This window comes from Tolumonas lignilytica (assembly GCF_000527035.1).
In the GTDB taxonomy this organism is placed as follows: Bacteria; Pseudomonadota; Gammaproteobacteria; order Enterobacterales; family Aeromonadaceae; genus Tolumonas; species Tolumonas lignilytica.
In genome coordinates this window covers 2,189,486-2,208,593 of record NZ_AZUK01000001.1, presented here as the reverse complement: position 1 = coordinate 2,208,593, position 19,108 = coordinate 2,189,486, and the positions used below count along the sequence as shown (strand labels likewise).

The window sequence follows — 19,108 nt, the reverse complement described above, 5'->3', positions numbered from 1 at the left end:
GAAATAAGCATGGAACTGATGAGCCAACGCCCGACCAACCTTCGTATCGGACTGACCCAGATGTTGGCCGCTCGGGAAGACCGAGTGACCCGCCAGCGGATCTGGTTGCAGCGTTACGGCGGCAGTCTGATTTCGTTTTGCATCAATATGCCGGGGGAAATCAAAGACAATGCGGAGGCTCATCAGTTACAGACTGCAGGGATACTGGCGGTGCAACAGGTATTGAAAGCCCAAGGCTGGCCAGTCACCGCACATGCGGTCTGGCGCGCCATTACCGGCCTCGAAGCCTTCTGGAGTGTCCCGATCGCCGCACAGCGCCTGAAAAGCGCCATGATCCAGCTGGAACAACAGCACCCGCTCGGTCGCTTGTTCGATCTGGATGTGCTGGATAGCAACGGGCGCAGTCTGTCACGCCGCGAATTTGACTTAGCCCCCCGTCGCTGCCTGATCTGCGATGAATTGGCCGCCGTTTGCGGACGCAGTCGTCGCCACAGCAGCGAGGCATTGCTCGCCCACATCCGCCAAACGCTGCGCACTTATTCCACACAGGAACAACACCATGTATGCACTCTTTGATGCTGACAGCAGCACCTCCATCGCCATCAAACCCGCAATCGTGCGGGACATGGCCGCGCTGGCACGCAATGCCATGCTGGTTGAGGTTTATACCACCCCCAAACCCGGTCTGGTGGATCGCGCCAATAACGGGGCCCATCAGGATATGACGGTCGAGACCTTCGAGCGCAGCACGGATGCCATTGCGCCCTGGCTGGCCCGTTTTACCGACATCGGCATCCAGAGTGCCCATCAACCGGTCGATCGCCTGCTCGCGGCATTGCGCCCGCTGGGTCGACAGTGCGAACAAGCGATGTTTCTGGCCACTGCCGGCATCAATACCCATAAGGGAATGCTGTTTTCGCTCTCTTTATTGTGTGCCGCAGCAGGACGCCTGTGGCAACAGGGGAAAATTCTGAATCAACAGACTCTGTGTGAAGTGGTCGCTCAGGCCACAGAGGGCCTCGTCGCCCGCGAGCTGGCCGCCAACCGGCATCCCCGCACGGCGGGTGAACGCTTCTTCCATCAATACGGATTAAGCGGTGTCCGGGGTGAAGTGGAATCGGGCTTTCAGACTGTGCGCAAATATGCCCTGCCGGTGTATCGTCAGGCCCTCGATGAAGGCGCCGATCGCAACAGCGCCCTGCTGGAAGTGATGTTGGCCTTGTTGGAACACAATAACGATACCAATCTGGTCGCCCGCGGCGGTCTGGCCGGTTTAGATTATGTCCAGCAATACGCCCGTCAGATCCGGCAAGACACCGCCTTTCTTTCCACTGCGCGTCTGCAGGCTCTCCAGACGATGGATCAACAACTGATCCAGCGCAACTTAAGCCCCGGCGGCAGCGCCGATTTACTGGCCATCACCTGGCTGCTACAACAACTGGAGCGTTAAACTTTCCCCGCCATTCATTCTTACAAATGACAAATATCACGTTGTAAGAATGAATTTTCCTTACTTCTCATATGACATTAAGCAGTTTACCCGTCAGCGGCTAAACTGAATTTATGCTTCCGCGCCCTGTACCTCAATCACTCTTAACTGGCATCAACCGCATCATCAGAACCATGACTGAGGATGAAAGGAGAACATTCCGATGCTGAAAATTTTACTGCTGATGATGTTGTGGCTCTGCATACCCGTTTTCAGCTTCGCTGAGATCCTGATCGGTGTCAGCATGGCGCATTTTGATGATTATTATCTCAGCATCCTGCGCGAAGCCATTGCCGACGAAGCCCAGCAACATCCCGGGGTCACCTTGCGTATCGTCGATGCACAAGAAAACGTGTCTCGCCAGCAGGCACAGCTAACTCAGTTTATTGCCCAGAAAGCGGCCGCCATCATCGTTAATCCGGTGGACGTGGAACGGGAACCGGTAGAAAAACTCATCCAACTCGCCCGACCAGCCGGCATCCCGCTGGTTTTTGTTAACCGGAAACCAAATGTTCCGCTGGATGAAGGTGTCTATTATGTTGGCTCCGATGACAAGATCGCAGGGAAACTGCAGATGGAATACCTTGCCGAACTGACGCACGGCAAAGGCAATGTTGTCATCTTGGTCGGCAAGCAAAACTCCGGTGCCGCACAGGAGCGGACACAAAGCGTCAAGGCGGTGATCGCGCAACACCCGCAAATGCATCTGGTTGATGAACAAATTGCCAATTTCAGCCGTACCGAAGGCGAAGCCGTCATGACCCGTTGGCTGCACCAAGGCACCCAATTCGACATTGTGGCCGCCAATAACGACGAAATGGCGCTGGGTGCGTTGATTGCGATGAAAAAGGCAGGAGTCTCCACCAAATCGATCCGGGTCGCAGGTATAGATGCCACGCCGGATGCCCTTTATTCGATGTATAAAGGTGAACTGGCAGTCACCGTGTTTCAGGACGCCAATGCACAGGGGGCGCTGGCCTTGAAAACCGCACTGGCGCTGACTGAAAAAACACACCATCTGCCGTCTGAACAACTCATTCCCTATCAACTGGTTACACCGGAAAACTATCGGTTTTACCTGAGAAAATAACAAGATGATGGAATCAAGGTGATATGGATCACTCAACCGACAATGCATTCAGAAATTCAAAATTAAAATGGTTGTTCTTGATACAGCTATTACTGGTATTGCTGATCCCCCTGCTGTTTTTTCACATCCAACAACAGCAAATTGCCCATGATGAGCTGTTGCAACTTCGCATCCTGACACAACAAAAATCCGACCAGATCGAATCGTGGCTGAATGAACGAGTAGGTGATGCCCAAGTTCTGGAAAATAACCCGTTATTCATCAACATGGCGGTACAATTGAATCGTGACCCGCATTACCCGGCCAGCGAAATCGAGGAAACCTTTGCCCAATTACAACGACGCATGGCTTATGAATCACTCACGGTGTTTGACCAAAAAAACCGGCCTCGTCTGGTTTTAGGCAATGCCCCTGTCAAGAAACTCAATGAGACCTCCACACCGACCAATGCTCACAATATTACGACCGACTGGTTTCGTGATGCCGATGGTGCACTGCATATGGGCATTCGTATCCCGCTGCGGGATCCCAACTCCTTTTTTGTGATTGGCGCCTTACAACTGACACAGGCGGTTGCCACCGCATTATTGCCAAAAATCGAAACCTGGCCCAGCAGCACCACGGGCTTTACCCTGTTACTGCAACCCTACGATGAACGGGTTCTCGCTATTCATGTACCCGCCAATAACGCTCTGGGCGCTGACATCAAAGACATTCCTTATCCGCAGCAACATAACTCCCTGCTGGCAAAAGCGCTTTCCGATCAGTCGGCGACCCTGACAGTAAAAGATGAACGCCAGCACGACGTATTTGCCAGCTATCAGCCGGTCGCCTATACCGGCTGGCATGTGTTACTGCAAAAAGACCAGAAAGAAGCTTACGCACCACTTTATAACCAGCTCATTTGGCTCACGCTGGGTTTGCTGTTTGTCGACATCCTGCTCATGTTGTTGCTCTACATGCAATGGCGGCAGCAGCAATACCGCAATGCCCTAGTGCTGCGACAAAAAACCGCAGAAAAAGATCGGTTGCTGCGGCATTTCTTTGAACTCCCACTGTTTGGTATGGCCATCACACATGCCCAGACCGGGCGCTGGCTGCGTTTCAATAATCAGTTATGTGAATTGGTGGGCTATAGCCGCGAAGAGATGAACCAGGTCGAATTCACCGCGCTCCTCTCTCCAGAGGATCGAGAATCGGAGCTGCCGCTGATCCGGCAGATGGAACTGGATCTTTCTGATGGATTTCAGCGTGAACGGCAAATACAGCACAAAGACGGCTCCTTCCTTCATGTGCTGATTGACACGCACTGTGTGCGGGAAGAAAACCGCCGCATCTCATTTATCGTGCGAGTCGTCGAAGATATCTCCCGCCGCAAAGCCAGCGAGTTAGAGCTCAAGAAGAAAAATCTGCTCTACAACATGCTGTCGCACACTAACCAGGCGATCGTACATTGCCCTTCAAGGGAAATCCTGTTCGAACGCGTCTGCCAGATCGCCGTTGAAGATGGCGGTTTTTCATTAGCCATGATTGCTCAATGCACGCCAGAACAAGACGATGTCAACATTATTCATACCTTTGGCGACAACAGTGGCTTCACCGACTGGATCACCGAACAAAAACGCAAAGACCCTACACTGCTTTCCCGCACAGGTGCTATGCATGCTATCGCGCAACAAAAAAACATCATCCTGAATGATTATCTGCACGAGACGCTAACCAGCCCCTTTCATGCCATTGCTGAAGCCGCTCAAGTGCTGTCGGCCGGCTACTATCTGATTTATGAAGGCGGAAAACTGTTTGGTGTATTGGGGCTCTACGCCAAAGAAAAAGACTTTTTTACCGAGACTATCCAGAACACACTCACGGAGGTGGCCAGCGATATCTCCTTCGCGCTGGATAATTTTAATCGGGATCAACAATTAGTCGCCAGCGAGCGCCTGTTTCATAATCTGGCTACCTTTGTTCATGTGGGTATTTTCCGCCTCGACCCTTACGGCAATTTACTCTACATCAACGAATTCGGGGCTGAGCTTTTACAAATGCCGAGCCAGTCGCAAACCGCCCTCTGGCTAAATGCCCTCAACAACGATGATTACCGCAAAATATATCAGGAATGGTTGCCGCATTTATTCAGCCACGGTGAGAGTGAAATGGAATGCCGGCTACCTCTTAAAAACCATAAACATAAAGACAGCTGGCTGATTATTCATGCCCGTTCAGAGACCAATGAGCAAAATCAGATCATCGGGTATATCGGCACCCTGACGGATATTCGCAAAATCAAAGAAACCGAAGCCCGATTAAAACATCAGGCCCACTATGATCCACTGACCGGCTTGCCAAACCGTATCCTGCTCAATATCAATTTAAAGAATGCGATTCAGTCCGGCAGTGTGAACCGGAAACGGGTGGCACTGCTGATTGTCGATCTGGATCGCTTCAAAGACGTCAACGACAGCTTCGGGCACCCCATCGGGGATGTTCTGTTACAAGAAGTAGCCCACCGTCTGCAGCAACATCTGCAAATGCCCGATAAAATCAGCCGTTTAGGCGGTGATGAATTCGCCATTTTACTCGACGACAATCCGCCGCCCGAATACATCAATGCGATTGCGACCAACGTCATTTTATTGATGAAAAAGGCGTTTCGCCTCCCCAATGACCGCGATGTCATGCTCGGCGCCAGCATCGGGATCAGCCTTTATCCCGACCATGGCACTGCACCACAGGAATTACTGCAAAAAGCCGATGCGGCCATGTATTTCGCCAAAGAAAACGGCCGGAATTGTTTCAAATATTTCTCTAGCGAGCTCACTGGCCTCGCGGAACAACGGCTGGATATGGAATTTCGCTTAAAACAGGCACTCGATCGAAATGAACTGCGGGTTTATTTCCAACCACAGGTTGAAATCAACAGCGGACGCATCATCGGGGCCGAAGCCTTGGTCCGTTGGCAAGATCCGAAACATGGACTGATCTCGCCTGTGCACTTTATCCCTATTGCCGAGGAAACCGGCTTGATCCAGCAGATCGGGGAATGGGTACTGACAGAAACCTGCCGTCAAGGGCAGCGCTGGCGGGAAGAGGGGCTGCCCGATCTCACCCTGGCCGTCAACATTTCACCGGTGCAGTTTCATTACAGCGATATCTACAGCATTGTCAGCCGTGCTCTCACTGATACCGGCTTCCCAGCCAATAAACTGGAGCTGGAACTCACCGAAAGCATCTTGATGTCACGCGAGGAGGAAGCGATCGACATTCTCAGCCAGTTACAGGCCAAAGGCATCAAACTGGCGATCGATGATTTTGGAACCGGTTATTCCTCGCTCTCTTATCTGAAATGCTTCCCGCTGGATGTCCTGAAAATAGACAAGAGCTTCGTCGACGATATTCCCCACAAAAAAGATGATATGGAAATTGCCGCCACCATCGTAGCGATTGCGCATACATTACGCCTGAAGGTCATGGCTGAAGGGGTAGAAAATATGGAACAGCTCAACTTTCTGAAAGAACAGGGCTGCGACTGTTATCAAGGATACTTAATGAGCCCCCCTCTTCCTGCTGATGAATTTGCGCAACTCTTACAACAGCATTCAAAGCCAACCACATAAAAAAATCCTCCGGGGCATTCCCACGGAGGATCATAAAAACAGCAATCGGTTGTTATCAATGAATTTTATGGCTCCCAGAAAGATTTATTCAGCTCTTCTTGTCGTTGTGCTTCCGTCAATCCAATATCGCGTAAATCTTCTGAACTCAATTGGGCTAACTGACGGCGAGTTAACCAATTTTGCTTCCATAACAGCAACATATGTTGAAGATGAGACAGAGTTGAACCGTCCCGATCAGGACGTTGTGCATACTGCGGTATTTTGGCATGCACCAGAGAATGCTTAGTCATAGATACCTCCGCGACTCGTAGCGTGATGCGAGGGGAATGCGCTGAACGCTTCAGCAGCATATGCTATTAATTCTAGTCCATTGCAGATAAAGATATGGGAGCTTTGCCGCAAATTCTGCAGAAAATCCCGCTTTTTTATGCCCGTTATATCGAGCTCCATTTTTTTTTCTTGGTCCGTATGCGCGACCGATACAGAAAGCGCTAGAATGCATCATTGGTTATCACCATATGTTAATGTTATTAGTATTTGAGGTGGTTATGATTGCAATTCTGGAGGCGCAGCAAGCAGGTCTGCTACGCATCAAAAACTGGCTTCCCAATCTGATCGCGGGAGTCATCGTAGGTGTGGTCGCTTTACCGCTGGCCATGGCGTTTGCCATCGCCTCCGGTGTCAAACCGGAACAAGGGCTCTATACCTCCATGATCGCCGGTGTGGCCGTTTCTCTTTTCGGGGGTAGCCGTTTACAAATCGCCGGACCAACGGGTGCCTTCATTGTCATACTCGCCGGGATCACCGCCAAATACGGCATCAGCGGCCTGCAACTGGCCACGCTGATGGCCGGGGTCATGCTGATGCTCATGGGTTTCAGCAAATTGGGCAGCATCATCAAGTTCATTCCAGCCCCGGTTATCGTCGGTTTTACCAGCGGCATTGGCGTGATCATCTGGGTCGGACAATGGCAAGACTTCTTTGGTCTTCCTCCAGTTAGTGGTGCACATTTTCATGAAAAATTCTGGCATCTGCTGCAGCAATTGCCCCACGCCAGTATCTTCACCAGTGCCGTGGCCCTTTGCAGTCTGGCCTTGGTGATCCTGACGCCACGGATCCCTTATCTGCGAAAAGTCCCGGGGCCGCTGGTAGCCATGATTTTTGCCACACTGACCGTCAGCCTCTTTCATCCCGCCGGCGTTGCCACCATCGGCAGTGCTTTTGGCGGAATTCCACAGAAATTACCAGATTTTTCGCTGCCGGAATTCTCATTTAACCATATGGTGCAGTTAATTGGTCCGGCCTTTACCATTGCCATGCTGGGCGCTATTGAATCATTGCTATCGGCTGTCGTTGCCGACGGCATGGCAGGCACGCGTCATAATTCAAATCAGGAACTGATTGGACAAGGGCTGGCCAACATTATTTCCCCTCTGTTCGGCGGGTTTGCGGCCACCGGAGCCATCGCCCGTACCGCCACCAATATCCGTAACGGCGGCAACAGTCCGCTGGCGGGGATCATTCACTCGGTGGTGTTATTGCTGATCTTGTTGTTCCTGGCACCGCTGGCCAACAACATCCCGCTCTGCTCGCTGGCCGCTATCCTGTTTGTGGTTTCATGGAATATGAGTGAATTGCCACATTTTGTGGAAATGGTCAAAAAGGCACCGAAAACAGATACCGCCATTCTGCTCATCACCTTCCTGCTGACTGTGTTTACCGATCTCGTGGTCGCCGTCAATATCGGGGTGATCCTGGCCTCATTCAGTTTCATGCAGCGCATGGCCGGTTCAGTCGAGATCCAGCAACACACCGGCGATGATCTTAATCATGAGATCCGGCAACTAGGGCACACGACGCTGCCTCCGCAAGTGCTGGTTTACAGTATTGATGGACCACTGTTCTTTGGTGCAGCCGAAACCTTTCAACGCACCTTGGCGCAAACCAATACCGAACCCAAAGCCTTGATCCTGCGTCTGGCACATGTCCCGTTTATGGATTTCACCGCCCTGCAATCGCTGCAACACGTCATTACGCTCTCTGCAAAACATAACGTGACTATTTTGCTGTGTGAAATGAACAAGACGGTGCATCAGAAACTAACAAAGGCTGGCATCATTGAATTGTTGGGTCAGGGCCACTGTTTCGGCACCTTTGACGAGGCGCTGAACTATTGCGAACTGCGTTTTGCAGCCAACAGTGACAAGATGATCATGCACGAATAACGACGTAAACGACCGTGTCTCAAGACACGGTCTCACCCTTTGCTTTGCTTCCCAGTTTGCTTTTGGTCGCATAGGTCACGCCGTGGGCATCCAGATAGTCGCGGATCATTTGACGAACGACTTGTGACGGCGTCAAATCTTGCGCCGTACAGAGATCTTCAAAGGCTTTTTTCTTCACCGGATCAATCAGTAAAGTCAGCCGTGCGGTCTTTTTTTCCATCCACGAACACTCCGCATGTTAATTAAATTAACATAGATTATACCCTGCTCCCGCAAAAGGCTCCAGCGGCTCGCTCACATACCTAATCGCCACAGTATCCTTATAAAAAATAGGTGATCTGCATGCATGATGAATTTTTCTACGCTACGCTTAACCCCATTCCCGGTGATTATAAAAATACGTCCGCAAAAGGGAGAACAACATGTTTAAATTCAACCAAAAAGAACAAGAGCTTATCGCGCACTTAAAAAAAGAAAACCACGCGCTGCAAGAGGAAATTGTTCGCCTGAAACATGAAAATACCCAACTGCAGACAGCAGCAGAACAAAACAAAATTCAGACCGGATCCTGGCACTTAAAAGATGAACTCATTGAGTTATGTGCCGAACATATCATCAAAAAAATAGCCCTGGTTCAGAATGAATATGCAAAGAATGTTGATGAATTGCATCGTTTCATTCAAATCCAATCGCAAGAAAATCATAGCAATTCAGAAGCCACCATGACGGCGCTGTTAAACGTCGATAAAAATCTGGCACAACTGACTGACGCGATTGCAATCACGGATGCACGGGTAACCCGCCTGCTCAATGGCATCGAAAATGTCTCTGGAATCATTGCATTAATTACCGATATAGCAACTCAAACCAATTTATTAGCATTAAATGCCGCAATCGAGGCAGCCAGAGCGCAGGAGTACGGCCGGGGTTTTGCGGTGGTCGCTGATGAAGTCAAAAAACTGGCTGAACGAACTCAAAAAGCAACCAACGAGGTAGAAAACACCATCAACGCTCTGAAAGCCGAATCGACAGATATTCAACAGGCTTCTGTTTCCATGAGCCAGATTGCAGACAATTCCAAGCAACTGATACAGCACTTTGAGAAAACGGTCAGTCAATTTGCCGCAAATACTGATGAATTGATCAATAAAAGCGATATTTTTATGGATAGCAATTTTGTCAGCTTGGTGAAACTGGATCACTTAATCTATAAAGCCAACGGTTACATCTCGATGTTACAAGGCGAAGCCTCGATGACATTCAGTGATCACCATAATTGTCGTTTAGGGAAATGGTATGAAACCGGCATTGGTAAAGAACGATTTGATCGCACCCCAAGCTATAACAAGATTCTGGAACCGCACACCACGGTACATACCGAAATCCACCGCATCATAGATACCCTCAAAAACAGAGAGTTGATGAATAACGATCATATTCTGCGTGGCTTTCAGAATGTGGAACATGCGAGTAAATCACTCTTCGTGTTGCTGGATAATCTCGTCGGGGAAAAAAACGCTATACAACGTATCTGAATGAACAGGAACGGTTTCCGATGACAGCACCCTCATTAATCTACTGGCCGTACACAATACGGCCTTAGATAAAACAAAACCATCCAGCCAAACTGTTGATTAAAGTTCTGTTTCTTTTACTAAACCATATTGCGTGTCATAACGCGTCTGCGCCTCTCTCATGGCGTCCATATTGTCTTCCGCCCAATGCGCTAAACTCTCAATCGTTTTGACCAGAGTTAACGCCAATGGCGTCAGTGAGTAGCCGACCGTCACCGGCATCGTCGCAAAAACGCGACGCTCAATGAGACCGTCCCGTTCCAATTTTTTCAATGTTTGCGACAGCACTTTCTGGGTAATGCCATCAATGTCGCGCCGCAACTGATTAAAACGCGTCTCACCTGATTTCAAACGATCAATGATCAACAACGTCCACTTATCCGCCAGACGATCGAGGAACTGACGGGCTGGGCAATGTCGCGAATAGACACTGTAGTTCTTTGTTGCTTTTGTGCAGTTCGCATTACGCATAGTTTCCATGAGGTAACCTGGTATCGTTAAAGTGCCTTCTTGTCGAAGTAGTATACCAAAGATACTATCTATTCTGAAAAGCTGGTTAATATTTGTGTTACGTCGCACCAGCGCACATAAAAACCGCTATCTCTCATGAGCTATTAAGGTAGGAATGTAATGAACAAGATTGCTGTGGTTTATTTTTCAGGTTATGGCCATACAAAACGTGTCGCCGAACTCGTTGCCGAAGGTGCAAAAGCAGAATGCATTGAAATTGATAGCAACGGCGATGTGGCTGAGAACGATTGGAACACGCTGAACGCTGCTGATGCGATCATTTTTGGCGCACCGACTTATATGGGCTCCGTACCTTGGCAATTTAAGAAATTTGCCGACGCCACCTCAAAAGCCTGGTTTACCCGAGCATGGCAAAACAAGGTATTTGGTGGCTTCACCAACAGCGCCAGCCTGAACGGTGACAAGCAAGTCAGCTTGATCTGGATGCAAACGCTGGCATCACAGCATGGCGGCATCTGGGTCAGCTTAGGTCTGCCACCATCGAATACTGCCAGCGCTACCCGCAATGATATCAACAACCTGGGTGGCTCCGTGGGTCTTTTAGTGCAGTCACCGTCCGATCGTCCTGCCGACGATATCCCATCAGGCGATCTGGAAACAGCCAAACAGTATGGTGTCCGCGTTGCTGACATCGCATCACGTCTGCATGGCTAGACAATGAAAATTCCAGAGTAATAAAGGGCCGGCTTCGGTTGGTGTCTTTATTGCTCTGGAGATATTTGTAGCCTCAACACCCAGCCTGCCGTCCAATTCGACTTCATCCAGATGAACACTAACCATATTCAATATGGCTGTTTTTTATCCTTTCCTCAGTTTCAGCTAAGTATCCTGAATTATCTTCTAATGACGTAATCATGCCTGCGCCAAAGGGAAGAGAGCAGCACATAACGGTTTTAACATCGCAAACCGCGGGATGCCGGTTTTCTTTCTATCACGCTCGGGGGTAATAAATAGATGTTTTCTGCTGGATTACTTCATTGGCTGACCTCAGAGCAAGGTTTAATGCAAGCCATAGCTCAGAATTGGCCGCTTGGCATATTGATCGTCTCAGTCATTATTTTTCTGGAAACAGGTTTGGTTTTGTTACCTTTCTTGCCCGGTGATTCCTTGTTATTTGCCACAGGGTCGTTTTTAGGGTTATCTCACCTCTCACCTGTCGTTCCCTTTGCAATGGTTTGTCTCGCAGCAATATTGGGTGACCAACTGAATTTCCGACTGGGGGCTTCCGGTATCGGCAACTATATTCTTCGCAAAGATTGGATCAAACCCGCCGTTTTAAGAAAAACGCATGATTTTTACGACCAATACGGCGCCATTACGATTGTGATTGGACGCTTTATTCCGGTAGTCAGAACCATTGCTCCATTTGTTGCCGGATTAACGAGAATGCAGCCTCAGCGATTTACCCTCCTGAATGCTTTAGGTGGTACGGCCTGGACAGGCATTCTATTATTTTCCGGTTATTGGCTCTGTCATATCAATTGGATAAAAAACCATTTTTCACTCTTATCTTTGAGTGTTGTTATTGTTTCAGTGTTACCCGTTATATTGCATTTATTAACGCAGTTTAAAAAACAGGTATTTTGATACAAATCTGACCATTCAATATATTCAAAAGAATAGGTCACACTACTTTGAGGTTTATCTCATGACGAAACTGGAACTGAATATTAAAATTGCTTTATCAATCACTCTGTTAATTATCGGAGCAATCACTTTTTTGCTTGTGGATCTGTTTTTCAGAACCATTCAAAATTTAACGCAAGCTATCTACAACCGTTTTCAATACCCCCATCGGAATTTAGCGGCACCACTCGATGGCCCCAAATATTATCGACCATAAAGATAAACTCTCATGGAAATAATGCGGAACACTAAACTTAAAATATGAGCGTAGCGTGTGTTATAGCCAAATCGTGATAGCGAGGAGGATGAAATGACCTACTTAATAAAATGCCCAGCCTGTCAACAAGACGGTTTAGATCCGCGTTACAGTCCAACCGCGTGTATCCACTGTAAAAAAGAATTCAACATTGTTGGATTTTGCCCTACCTGCCATTCAGAGTTACAAAAGTTTAAGTGTTGTTCTGTCGATTTTTTCTGTAATACATGCAATGAGTTGATTTCAAAGAAAAAGGTTGATTTCAATGTCAGCCCGAAATGAGATCTGCTTTCTGTTTCACCATGGATTGCCTCAATCAATATTGCACTACAGCAAATTATCCAGATGCTAAATTTTCTTTATTGATTATTTTTTCTGGCAAGAAACGACAGACTCACTAACCGTAAGCCTGTCTTGTCTATTTATGATTCCGATCTTTAGCCAATATCAGCCAGATTGCCCTTGGTTTCCAGCCATTCGCGGCGATCGCCGGAACGCTTTTTCGCCAGCAGCATGTCCATCAGTTGCAGAGTTTCCTCTGTTTCATCCAGTGTCAGCTGCACTAAACGGCGGGTGTTTGGATCCATGGTAGTTTCACGCAACTGCTTCGGATTCATCTCCCCCAACCCTTTAAAGCGAGTCACCTGTGGCGTGCCGCGCTTCTTCTCGGCTTTCAGACGCTCCAGCACGCCCTGTTTTTCATCTTCATCCAGTGCGTAATAGACTTCTTTGCCAAGATCGATGCGGAACAACGGCGGCATGGCCACATAAACATGGCCGTTGGCCACCAGCGAGCGGAAATGTTTCACAAACAGTGCACACAGCAGGGTCGCGATATGCAGACCGTCGGAGTCGGCATCGGCCAGAATACAGATCTTACCATAACGCAGCCCGCTCAGATCGTCAGAATCCGGATCCATCCCGATGGCGACAGAGATATCGTGTACCTCCTGTGAAGCCAGCACTTCCGAGGCATCCACTTCCCAGGTATTGAGGATCTTACCGCGCAACGGCATGATCGCCTGAAACTCCCGCTCGCGCGCCTGCTTGGCACTACCACCCGCGGAGTCCCCTTCCACCAGAAAGAGTTCACCCTGCAGCGGATCAGAGCAGTTACAATCGGTCAGCTTGCCCGGCAGCGCCGGACCCTGCGTGATCTTCTTGCGCACCACGGTTTTTGCGGCACGCAGACGACGCTGCGCGCTGCTGATGCACAGCTCAGCCAACTGTTCGGCCAGTTCGATATTGGCATTCAGCCACAGGCTGAAGGCATCTTTCACCACGCCGGAAACAAACGCCGCACTCTGCCGGGAAGACAAACGCTCTTTGGTTTGACCGGCAAATTGCGGATCTTGCATCTTGATCGAGAGGATATAGGCACAACGATCCCAGATATCATCCGGGGTCAGTTTCACACCACGCGGCAGCAGATTGCGAAACTCACAGAATTCACGCATCGCATCCAGCAAGCCCTGACGCAGACCGTTGACATGCGTACCGCCCTGCACCGTCGGGATAAGGTTGACGTATGATTCGGTGATAAGCTCCCCACCGTCCGGCAACCAGCACAGCGCCCAATCGACGGCGGAATTATCGGCCGAGAACTGTCCGGTGAAAGGCTGTTCCGGCAGACGGACAAACTCTTTTAAATTATCCATCAGATAGTCGCGCAGGCCATCCTGATAGCACCAGTCGTATGTCTGCTGATTGACCTTATCTTCAAAATGGATGGTCAGCCCCGGACACAGCACCGCCTTCGCTTTGAGGATGTGCACCAGACTGCGCGCCGAAAATTTCGGCGAATCAAAATACTTTTCTTCCGGCCAGAATTTCACACGGGTACCGGTATTACGCTTGCCGCAGGTGCCGGTGATCGTCAGATCCGAGACTTTCTCACCCTGTTCAAATGCCATTTCATAGACGTTGCCATCACGGCGTACCGTTACTTCGACACGACGCGACAGCGCGTTCACCACCGAAATCCCGACCCCGTGCAGACCACCAGAGAACTGGTAGTTCTTGCTGGAAAACTTGCCACCAGCATGCAGCTTACAGAGGATCAGCTCAACCGCCGGCACCCCCTCTTCCGGGTGAATATCGACCGGCATACCACGGCCGTCATCGATCACTTCCAGCGACTGATCGTCATAGAGAATGACATCCACGCGACTGGCATGACCCGCCAGTGCCTCGTCGACGCTGTTATCAATGACTTCCTGTCCGAGATGATTCGGACGGGTGGTGTCGGTGTACATGCCGGGGCGACGACGCACCGGCTCCAGACCATTGAGGACCTCAATGGATTCAGCGGTATAAGCTTGAGTCATGGTATTCCGTGAGTACGGGTTTATAACTGCAGGAATCTTACAATCTGAGCACAGTAACGTTCAAACCCTATGAAGGCGTGATTGCCACCTTGCTCGATTGTGGTTCGTGCAAAATGATAAAATTGTAAGGCGTGGCGATAGTCTAACACTTCATCGCCCTGTTGCTGTAACAACCATATCCGCTCCGGGTGGTGTAATTCCGGAACGCCCAGCTCACGCAGTTCCGTGACATGCTGCGGCTCCAGCAGATATTTTTCACCAGTATACGGATTTTGTTGCGGTCCGAGCAGTTGCTGCAACAGATGGTGTGGCTGCACGGCAGGGTTTACTACCACCGCTTTATGGCCATAGACCTCCGCGATCTTGGTCGCCCAGAAACCACCCATTGAGCTGCCAACCAAACCCAGCGGACGATCACCAAGGTCAGCCAGAATCTGTTGTAACATTTGCCAGGTCGCGGCCGGAGTGTTGGGTAACGCAGGAATGCAGATCTGAATATCCGGCAGTTCTTTCGTCAGATACTCTTTCATTTGCCGGGCTTTTACAGAATCGGGGGTGGAATTAAAACCGTGCAAATAAATCAGCGTAGGCGACATTTCAATAACCTGTAGATTGTAAATCAGGCGCAAACTGGCCGGGTTCAAGACGCCAGACCTGGGTCGCGATACGACCATCCGGATACAGTTGCAGATAGCGCCAACCGGGGGACATAGTATCCAGCGAAAAATCCACGCTCAGGGGTTTGAACTGAATGCAGGTTGACGGCGAAGTCAGAAAGCGGATCCCCTGATGCGCCTGATCATATTCCTGGTGCACATGGCCACAGAGCACCGCTTTGACTTGCGGATAACGCGCCAGTACGGCCAGAAAATCATTCGCATTTTTCAGATCGTGCTGATCCAGCCAGATTGAACCAATCGGAAAGGTATGGTGATGCAGACAGACCAGAGCGTGCTTTTCCGGATATTGTTGTAATGCGGCTTCCAGCTCTTCCAGTTGCAGATGGCTCAACCAGCCATGCGGGGTGCCATACACCTGACTATCGAGCAGAATGATCTGCCACGTGTCACCCACCAACTGCATTTCCGGGTGAATACCGGCCACCTGCAGCTCATTTTGCATCAACACACGGTGATCATGATTTCCCGGTAGCCAATGCACCGGTCTTTGTAATGCGGTCACCATACTGGCGAAACGCTGATAGGAACCCGCAGAGTGATCTTGTGACAAATCACCTGTTGCGAGCACCACATCATACGCTTGTGGCAATTCAGTAATGGCATCCAGTACCGCCTGAAAACTCTCTGCTGTAGCAATACCCAGCAAGTCGCGGTTTGAATCAGCGAACAGATGCGTATCTGAAATCTGCAATAATCGGACGATGCCATCATCCGGTTGATTTAATGTGCAGGTTTCCAAAATCTCTCTCTATATATTAGCGGATAATACCTTTGCCTGACCGTGTGCATGGCTATTCGGAGCAATGGCATCATCACTTTATCTTTAATATGCCAGCGCTTGAGCGCTATACCCGTGTGCCAGACAGAAACGCAGCCATTCTGCCAGAAAGTGATTACACTGTTCTTTTTCATCCCGCTGATGCATAGCTGGATTGGGATAATCATAGCTGGGGAGTAAACGGGAAATCTGCTGGCTGACACACACTTCCGCCATACGCGCATCGTGATACAACCGGACTTGCATGTGACTTCTCAGAAAATCAGGTAATTCATCATTGTGCTGACAAATTTCCAGCAATGTGGTGTAGCGGGTGTTTTCCAGAATGCGAACGGCGAATTGTAATGATTGCGCCACATTATACAACCTTGCCCCGCCTTCGGCGGTAGAGGGCAACAACTTCATCAGCGCCATGTAGTTGGTTTCATAGGCCCGGTGCAACTCCGGCAGATCGGGCACATGACGCCGGGTAAGACAGAGCGTCGTCACGATCCACCCAACCAGCGACGTTGCAGATCAGCATGATGCAACTGTAACCATTGCAGTGCGATCACCGTCGTCGCGTTATCAATACGCCCTTCCTCCACCCAGCGGTAGGCTTGTTCACGACTGACCACATGCACACGGATATCTTCGCCTTCATGTGCCAGACCGTGTAACCCCGTTGCCAGGGACGAGTCTACTTTGCCGACATACAGGTGGATCCGCTCGGTCGTACCGCCAGGGCTGACCATAAAACTTAAGGCAAAATCGGCTTGTTGCAGCTTCAGCCCTGATTCCTCTTCGGCTTCGCGGTGGATCACGTCGTCCGGTTGTTCACCGTGTTCGATGATGCCAGCCACCAACTCAAGCAACCAGGGATCCGGTTTGGTTTCATAAGCACCCAGACGGAACTGCTCCAGTAAGACTACCTGATCCCGCTCAATATCATACGGTAATACCGCAGCGGCATGGCCTCGTTCAAACATCTCACGTTGGAGCACAGGCCCCCAGCCCCCCGCGAACAGTTTATGTCGCAGGTGGTAGCGGTTTATGCGGAAAAAGCCTTTAAAGCAAGGTTCACATTTGATGATTTCCACATCATTCCGATCGTAAAACTGATCGGCAGCTAACACTGGATCTGTCATCACAACGACTCCCGGACTAATCCCTTACAAGCCATAGGCCAAAGAAAATGCAGGTTACTCCGAAGCGCGAAGAGGAGCAAGAGTGATTCTCACTCACAAAACGATTAGAAAAGATTTTCTAATTATCTTGCTAATGTTCATTTAATCACCAACAATTAGAAAAAGTTTTCTAATCAGAGAGACGCGATGACTAGAAGAGCCGCGGATAAGACGATGGCGGTCAGTAGCCATGGTGAGGAAACCCGCCTGAAACTGATTCAAGCGGCAACTCCTGAATTTATTGAACAGGGCTTTCGGGCCGCCCGGGTACAGCAAATCGCGCAGCGTGCCGGAGTCCGGCTGTCGGCCATCAATTATCATTTCGGTGGTAAGGAAGGGCTCTATCTGGCGGTGTTACGTCATCACGGTGAACAGGCCATTCAGCAACAGCCACTGCAAATAGAAGCCTCGCTGCCCTTACCTGACCGTTTCCGGTTTATGGTCCATAGCATGCTCTTACGCATGCTGGATGAACACCAAAGCAGCCAGATTGCTCAGTTGATTTTACGGGAAATGGCCAACCCCACGGCAGCACTGGATGATATTTATCAGCGGTTTCAACAACCGCAACTGCAGCAAATCCTGACGCTGTTGCAGCAGATCCTGCCAAATGCGGAACCGCGCACATTATTACGCTGTGCGCTCAGCCTGTTGGGTCAGTGTGTCATTTATGTGCTGGCACGCCCTGTCATTGCCCGCACCGATCCGCATTTGCTGACTCAGCCCAACGGATTGGCAGAGATCGAAAATCACATTGTGCAGTTTAGCTGGGCCGGATTGATGGCCTTACGGGAGACATCGCATGCGTAACGCTTTATTTCTATTGTGTCTCATCGGCTTGAGCGCCTGCCAGCAAGCGACGACGGAGTCGCTACCCGGTTATGTCGAAGGCGACTATGTCCGAATTGCCACCCCCGTGGCCGGTTATCTGCGCGAATTGGCGGTGTCTGAGGGTCAGCAGATCCGTCGAGGTCAGCCGTTGTTCCGGCTGGAAAGTGACGAGACGCTGAATAATCAGCGTGCGGCGGCTGCCACCTTGAAGAAAACGCAGGCTCAGGCGGCGGATCTCAGCAAGGGGAAACGCAGCGAAGAAATTGCGGCCCTGAAAGCACAACTGAGTTCGGCACAGGCAGCGCTGCGTTTCAGTGAACAGGAGCTGAACCGGCAACGACGCCTACGGCAGCAGGGTTTCAGCAATCAGGCGGCACTGGATCAGGCGGCCAGCAGCCAATCTCAGGCGGAAGGCAAAGTGCATGATCTGAATGCACAACTGGCGCTGGCAGCACAAGCAGCACGGGATGACTTACGGGATGCAGCACAGGCGGATGTCACTGCCGCCACCGCGCAGGCCGAACATGCCGACTGGCTGCAGGCACAGACACACCCGGTCAGCCCCGTCGATGCGACGGTAGAGGAAACCTTATATCGACTTGGCGAATGGATCCCAGCCGGTTCGCCGGTGATCACGCTGTTACCACCCGACGCCGTCAAAGTCCGTTTTTACCTTCCCGAAGCGTTACTTTCCACCGTGAAATACGGACAAAGCATCACCGTCAATTGCGATGGCTGCAAAAGCGCACTTCCCGCCCGGATCAGTTTCATTGCCAGCAGTGCGGAATACACGCCACCGGTGATTTACAGCAAGGAAAATCGGGCCAAGCTGGTGTTTATGATTGAGGCGAAACCACTCAATGCCAGCGCCTTCCCTTTGCATCCGGGACAGCCGGTCGCCGTCACGCTGCGATAAACGGA

General features: G+C 50.3%; 20 protein-coding genes. 12 read left to right on the top strand and 8 right to left on the bottom strand.

Annotated features, from left to right (window positions below; all coding sequences use genetic code 11):
- Nucleotides 1-9 precede the first annotated feature (9 nt).
- The 4 genes from citX (at nucleotide 10) to H027_RS18375 (ending at nucleotide 6,193) form a co-directional block, all read left to right on the top strand.
- A complete protein-coding gene (gene citX, locus H027_RS0110345) occupies nucleotides 10-576 on the top strand; it encodes a citrate lyase holo-[acyl-carrier protein] synthase (RefSeq protein WP_051448980.1) in 567 nt (188 codons plus the stop codon).
- The gene (gene citG / locus H027_RS0110340) at nucleotides 560-1,450 is read left to right on the top strand and encodes a triphosphoribosyl-dephospho-CoA synthase CitG (RefSeq protein ID WP_024872382.1); all 891 of its coding nucleotides are present in this window, start codon (nucleotides 560-562) and stop codon (nucleotides 1,448-1,450) included. The genes citX and citG overlap by 17 nt, the downstream gene beginning before the upstream one ends.
- Nucleotides 1,451-1,652: 202 nt before the next feature.
- The gene (locus H027_RS0110335; protein WP_024872381.1) at nucleotides 1,653-2,579 is read left to right on the top strand and encodes a substrate-binding domain-containing protein; all 927 of its coding nucleotides are present in this window, start codon (nucleotides 1,653-1,655) and stop codon (nucleotides 2,577-2,579) included.
- 23 nt (nucleotides 2,580-2,602) lie between these two features.
- Nucleotides 2,603-6,193, top strand: a complete 3,591-nt coding sequence (locus H027_RS18375) for a sensor domain-containing protein (protein WP_024872380.1) — start codon at nucleotides 2,603-2,605, stop codon at nucleotides 6,191-6,193.
- A gap of 65 nt (nucleotides 6,194-6,258) precedes the next feature.
- Here the strand turns inward: H027_RS18375 and H027_RS0110325 are convergent, their stop codons facing one another.
- A complete protein-coding gene (locus H027_RS0110325) occupies nucleotides 6,259-6,483 on the bottom strand; it encodes a DUF1127 domain-containing protein (protein ID WP_024872379.1) in 225 nt (74 codons plus the stop codon).
- Between the two features lie 258 nt (nucleotides 6,484-6,741).
- Between H027_RS0110325 and H027_RS0110315 the strand changes: the two genes are divergently transcribed.
- The gene (locus tag H027_RS0110315; protein WP_024872378.1) at nucleotides 6,742-8,418 is read left to right on the top strand and encodes a SulP family inorganic anion transporter; all 1,677 of its coding nucleotides are present in this window, start codon (nucleotides 6,742-6,744) and stop codon (nucleotides 8,416-8,418) included.
- A gap of 19 nt (nucleotides 8,419-8,437) precedes the next feature.
- Here H027_RS0110315 and H027_RS0110310 read toward each other — a convergent pair whose 3' ends face one another.
- On the bottom strand, nucleotides 8,438-8,638 hold the full coding sequence (locus H027_RS0110310) for a hypothetical protein (protein ID WP_024872377.1): 201 nt from the start codon (nucleotides 8,636-8,638) through the stop codon (nucleotides 8,438-8,440).
- Nucleotides 8,639-8,840: 202 nt separating this feature from the next.
- On the opposite strand from H027_RS0110310, the gene H027_RS19245 reads away from it, so the two are divergent.
- Nucleotides 8,841-9,953 (top strand): methyl-accepting chemotaxis protein, encoded by a 1,113-nt coding sequence (locus H027_RS19245; protein ID WP_024872376.1) that lies wholly within the window; start codon nucleotides 8,841-8,843, stop codon nucleotides 9,951-9,953.
- Between the two features lie 99 nt (nucleotides 9,954-10,052).
- Here H027_RS19245 and H027_RS0110300 read toward each other — a convergent pair whose 3' ends face one another.
- Nucleotides 10,053-10,472, bottom strand: a complete 420-nt coding sequence (locus tag H027_RS0110300) for a winged helix-turn-helix transcriptional regulator (protein WP_024872375.1) — start codon at nucleotides 10,470-10,472, stop codon at nucleotides 10,053-10,055.
- Between the two features lie 150 nt (nucleotides 10,473-10,622).
- On the opposite strand from H027_RS0110300, the gene H027_RS0110295 reads away from it, so the two are divergent.
- From H027_RS0110295 to H027_RS18675, 4 genes are all read left to right on the top strand, one after another.
- Complete coding sequence (locus H027_RS0110295) at nucleotides 10,623-11,177, top strand: flavodoxin family protein (RefSeq protein ID WP_024872374.1); 555 nt, start codon at nucleotides 10,623-10,625, stop codon at nucleotides 11,175-11,177.
- Nucleotides 11,178-11,525: 348 nt separating this feature from the next.
- Complete coding sequence (locus H027_RS0110290; protein WP_202593439.1) at nucleotides 11,526-12,110, top strand: DedA family protein; 585 nt, start codon at nucleotides 11,526-11,528, stop codon at nucleotides 12,108-12,110.
- 61 nt (nucleotides 12,111-12,171) lie between these two features.
- Entirely contained in the window at nucleotides 12,172-12,366 is a 195-nt protein-coding gene (locus tag H027_RS0110285) for a hypothetical protein (protein ID WP_024872372.1), read from the top strand.
- Nucleotides 12,367-12,459: 93 nt separating this feature from the next.
- Entirely contained in the window at nucleotides 12,460-12,687 is a 228-nt protein-coding gene (locus H027_RS18675; protein WP_081741461.1) for a zinc ribbon domain-containing protein, read from the top strand.
- 155 nt (nucleotides 12,688-12,842) lie between these two features.
- Here the strand turns inward: H027_RS18675 and parE are convergent, their stop codons facing one another.
- From parE to nudF, 5 genes are all read right to left on the bottom strand, one after another.
- A complete protein-coding gene (gene parE, locus H027_RS0110280; RefSeq protein WP_024872371.1) occupies nucleotides 12,843-14,732 on the bottom strand; it encodes a DNA topoisomerase IV subunit B in 1,890 nt (629 codons plus the stop codon).
- A 20-nt stretch (nucleotides 14,733-14,752) separates the two neighbouring features.
- Nucleotides 14,753-15,328, bottom strand: a complete 576-nt coding sequence (gene yqiA, locus H027_RS0110275; RefSeq protein WP_024872370.1) for an esterase YqiA — start codon at nucleotides 15,326-15,328, stop codon at nucleotides 14,753-14,755.
- A gap of 1 nt (nucleotide 15,329) precedes the next feature.
- Nucleotides 15,330-16,151, bottom strand: a complete 822-nt coding sequence (gene cpdA / locus H027_RS0110270) for a 3',5'-cyclic-AMP phosphodiesterase (RefSeq protein ID WP_024872369.1) — start codon at nucleotides 16,149-16,151, stop codon at nucleotides 15,330-15,332.
- Between the two features lie 84 nt (nucleotides 16,152-16,235).
- Nucleotides 16,236-16,604, bottom strand: a complete 369-nt coding sequence (locus H027_RS0110265) for a DUF1249 domain-containing protein (RefSeq protein ID WP_237657975.1) — start codon at nucleotides 16,602-16,604, stop codon at nucleotides 16,236-16,238.
- 71 nt (nucleotides 16,605-16,675) lie between these two features.
- Nucleotides 16,676-17,317 carry an ADP-ribose diphosphatase gene (nudF, locus tag H027_RS0110260; RefSeq protein ID WP_024872367.1) on the bottom strand — a complete coding sequence of 214 codons (642 nt, stop codon included), beginning with the start codon at nucleotides 17,315-17,317 and terminating at the stop codon, nucleotides 16,676-16,678.
- Nucleotides 17,318-17,503: 186 nt separating this feature from the next.
- On the opposite strand from nudF, the gene H027_RS0110255 reads away from it, so the two are divergent.
- A complete protein-coding gene (locus H027_RS0110255) occupies nucleotides 17,504-18,166 on the top strand; it encodes a CerR family C-terminal domain-containing protein (RefSeq protein ID WP_081741460.1) in 663 nt (220 codons plus the stop codon).
- Entirely contained in the window at nucleotides 18,159-19,103 is a 945-nt protein-coding gene (locus H027_RS0110250; protein ID WP_024872365.1) for an HlyD family secretion protein, read from the top strand. Before H027_RS0110255 ends, H027_RS0110250 begins: the two co-directional genes overlap by 8 nt.
- The last annotated feature ends 5 nt before the right edge of the window (nucleotides 19,104-19,108 follow it).

Coding starts and splice junctions, on each gene's coding strand:
- H027_RS0110285 (WP_024872372.1), top strand. CDS start 12,172: ATGACGAAACTGGAACTGAATATTAAAATTGCTTTATCAATCACTCTG.
- nudF (WP_024872367.1), bottom strand. CDS start 17,317: ATGACAGATCCAGTGTTAGCTGCCGATCAGTTTTACGATCGGAATGAT.
- H027_RS18675 (WP_081741461.1), top strand. CDS start 12,460: ATGACCTACTTAATAAAATGCCCAGCCTGTCAACAAGACGGTTTAGAT.
- yqiA (WP_024872370.1), bottom strand. CDS start 15,328: ATGTCGCCTACGCTGATTTATTTGCACGGTTTTAATTCCACCCCCGAT.
- H027_RS0110290 (WP_202593439.1), top strand. CDS start 11,526: ATGCAAGCCATAGCTCAGAATTGGCCGCTTGGCATATTGATCGTCTCA.
- citG (WP_024872382.1), top strand. CDS start 560: ATGTATGCACTCTTTGATGCTGACAGCAGCACCTCCATCGCCATCAAA.
- H027_RS0110325 (WP_024872379.1), bottom strand. CDS start 6,483: ATGACTAAGCATTCTCTGGTGCATGCCAAAATACCGCAGTATGCACAA.
- H027_RS0110315 (WP_024872378.1), top strand. CDS start 6,742: ATGATTGCAATTCTGGAGGCGCAGCAAGCAGGTCTGCTACGCATCAAA.
- H027_RS0110310 (WP_024872377.1), bottom strand. CDS start 8,638: ATGGAAAAAAAGACCGCACGGCTGACTTTACTGATTGATCCGGTGAAG.
- parE (WP_024872371.1), bottom strand. CDS start 14,732: ATGACTCAAGCTTATACCGCTGAATCCATTGAGGTCCTCAATGGTCTG.
- H027_RS0110295 (WP_024872374.1), top strand. CDS start 10,623: ATGAACAAGATTGCTGTGGTTTATTTTTCAGGTTATGGCCATACAAAA.
- H027_RS0110300 (WP_024872375.1), bottom strand. CDS start 10,472: ATGGAAACTATGCGTAATGCGAACTGCACAAAAGCAACAAAGAACTAC.
- H027_RS0110255 (WP_081741460.1), top strand. CDS start 17,504: ATGACTAGAAGAGCCGCGGATAAGACGATGGCGGTCAGTAGCCATGGT.
- H027_RS0110335 (WP_024872381.1), top strand. CDS start 1,653: ATGCTGAAAATTTTACTGCTGATGATGTTGTGGCTCTGCATACCCGTT.
- H027_RS18375 (WP_024872380.1), top strand. CDS start 2,603: ATGGATCACTCAACCGACAATGCATTCAGAAATTCAAAATTAAAATGG.
- citX (WP_051448980.1), top strand. CDS start 10: ATGGAACTGATGAGCCAACGCCCGACCAACCTTCGTATCGGACTGACC.
- H027_RS0110265 (WP_237657975.1), bottom strand. CDS start 16,604: ATGGCGCTGATGAAGTTGTTGCCCTCTACCGCCGAAGGCGGGGCAAGG.
- H027_RS19245 (WP_024872376.1), top strand. CDS start 8,841: ATGTTTAAATTCAACCAAAAAGAACAAGAGCTTATCGCGCACTTAAAA.
- H027_RS0110250 (WP_024872365.1), top strand. CDS start 18,159: ATGCGTAACGCTTTATTTCTATTGTGTCTCATCGGCTTGAGCGCCTGC.